The sequence below is a fragment of the Catenulispora pinisilvae genome, assembly GCF_015356865.1.
In the GTDB taxonomy this organism is placed as follows: domain Bacteria; phylum Actinomycetota; class Actinomycetes; order Streptomycetales; family Catenulisporaceae; genus Catenulispora; species Catenulispora pinisilvae.
The window spans coordinates 1-1,902 of the sequence record NZ_JAAFZA010000472.1 but is presented as its reverse complement, the minus strand read 5'-3'; the positions used below and the strand labels follow the sequence as shown (position 1 = coordinate 1,902).

2 protein-coding genes are annotated in these 1,902 nt (G+C 75.5%); both read right to left on the bottom strand.

The genetic code is table 11. The features are described from left to right. Window positions 1-12: 12 nt before the first annotated feature. Window positions 13-192, bottom strand: coding sequence for a hypothetical protein (locus tag IZR01_RS48970; protein WP_194927867.1), 180 nt, complete (start codon window positions 190-192; stop codon window positions 13-15). A 161-nt stretch (window positions 193-353) separates the two neighbouring features. Next, window positions 354-1,902 (bottom strand): AbeC-like domain-containing protein (locus IZR01_RS48965; RefSeq protein WP_228561442.1); only part of this gene is annotated, 1,549 nt, incomplete at its 5' end.

The following is a 1,902-nucleotide window of genomic DNA, read 5'->3' as shown; positions in this document are numbered from 1 at the left end:
ACCCCACCAACCTCAGTCCTCGACGTCCTCCGGCTTCTTCCCCTTACGCTCCTTCGCCAAAGGAGCCCCGCCCCCGATCCCAGCCGCGATCGCAGTCGTCGAGGCGGCCTGTGCCACCGTCGTTCCCAAATCGGTGTATAGCGGCGCCTTGGCCGCACGCGCAGACCTGCGCAGCCTCTTGAAGAACTTCATGATCGGCAGGCTAGCCGATCCGAATCCCCTCGAACCACGGTCGAAAGTAGGGGCCGGACCGCCGATCGGACCGCCTACCGAACCGCCTACCGGGCCGCCTACCGGGCCGCCTACCGAACCGCCTACCGAGCCGCCTACCGAGCCGCCAAAAGCAACCGCCCCTAAAGCAAAGGCCGCAGCGCCTCCCGCACCCGCCGCTCCACCACAGCAAGCGCCAGATTCGCATCCTCCCGAGCGAAGGGCGCCCCCTCCCGATCCACCAGCGGCGCGCGGGTGCCGTGCCAAGCGCCAGCTACGCCCAGTTCGCGCAGCGAGGTGCGGGCGCCGTCTGCGGCGGGGAGGCCGCCGGCTGCGGCGCGGTCTAGTACTGCGCGGCGGTGGCGCCAGCGCCAGGGGTCGGCGGCGGCTCCGGCGGATGCTCGGGGGGCGGCGAACAGGAGGTGTGGGAGGGCGGCTGCGGCGTGCCAGCCTTCGACTAGTGCGGCTGAGGCGCCTAGGCCCGGGAGGCGGTCCACGCCGCGGTAGGCCGCTGCCACCGGTTCCAGGACCAGGCCGTGGAGCTCGACCAGGGCTAGGCCCGGGGTGGAGGAGGCCGACAGGTAGACGGTGACGACGGTCTCTGCCGGGTCGGACAGGATGCGGAAGCGGCGGAAGACGCGCGGTGTGGTGGTGCCGCGGGCGGGGAGTAGGCGCAGGGAGGCGTCGGTGGTCTGGCCGACGGCCAGGACCGGGCCGGTGGCGACCACGAAGTCGTCCCAGGCCACCTGCTCCAGCAGTCCCTCGGGGCCCAGGCCCGGGGCGCCTGCGGCCAGGGCGTCCGTCACGCGCTCGATCAGGTCCTGGACGTCGTAGCGGATCGGGCCGGTCTCCAGCAGCCAGCGGCGGCGCAGGACCTGGCGGCCGGAGCCGGCGAAGGGGCGTGCGGGGTCGGCGAGGACCTGGTGGTTCGAGGCGGCGCGGGCGGCCAGCTCGGCCAGCGCGCGGCGGGCCCAGACCGTCTCGGTGGCCACCCAGCGGTGGGTGCCGAAGCGGTCCCGGCGCAGCTTGTCCACCAGGACGTGCCGGGTCGCCAGCCGCTCGGCCAGGACTATCAGCCAGGCGGTCAGGGCCCCGGCCAGGGGGATGCCCACCCAGGCCACGCACGGTGTGCCGGGACCGGCGTCGTGGAACCGGGCCGGGACCGCCAGGCCGAAGGGATGGGTCAGGCCGGCGGCGGAGGCGATGGCGGCCGCGCCGACCACGCCCCAGACCAGGGCCACGAAGCGGGCCAGCGGGGCGAACGCGGGGGTGATGACGGCCGGTGCCGGCCAGGGCGGGTGCCGGGGCGTGTCGGGGGTCGCCGGGCCGCTGCCGGGGGCCGGTGCGCCCGCCCCGACGACGCTCCCGCGCGCGGCGCCGCCCCGGGCCCCGCTCAGCAGCAGCCACAGCCCGGCGCCCCAGACCAGCCAGGCTCCGACCGTCCAGACCGAGGCCAGCAGCGCCACCACCATCAGCGCGACCAGCGCCACGTCCCGGTGCAGCCGCCGGGTGCGGGCGGCCAGCGCGTGGCGCAGCACCAGGACCTCGTCGACGCCGGTCGAGGGAGCCGGGGCCCGGCCCTCGTCGAAGACGAACTCCTTCAGCGCGCGCCGGGTGAAGACGGCGTCGAGGTGGGCCGCCGCGCAGAGGTAGCGGGTGGCCTCGTCGCCGGGAGCCGGGGCGGACCAGGTC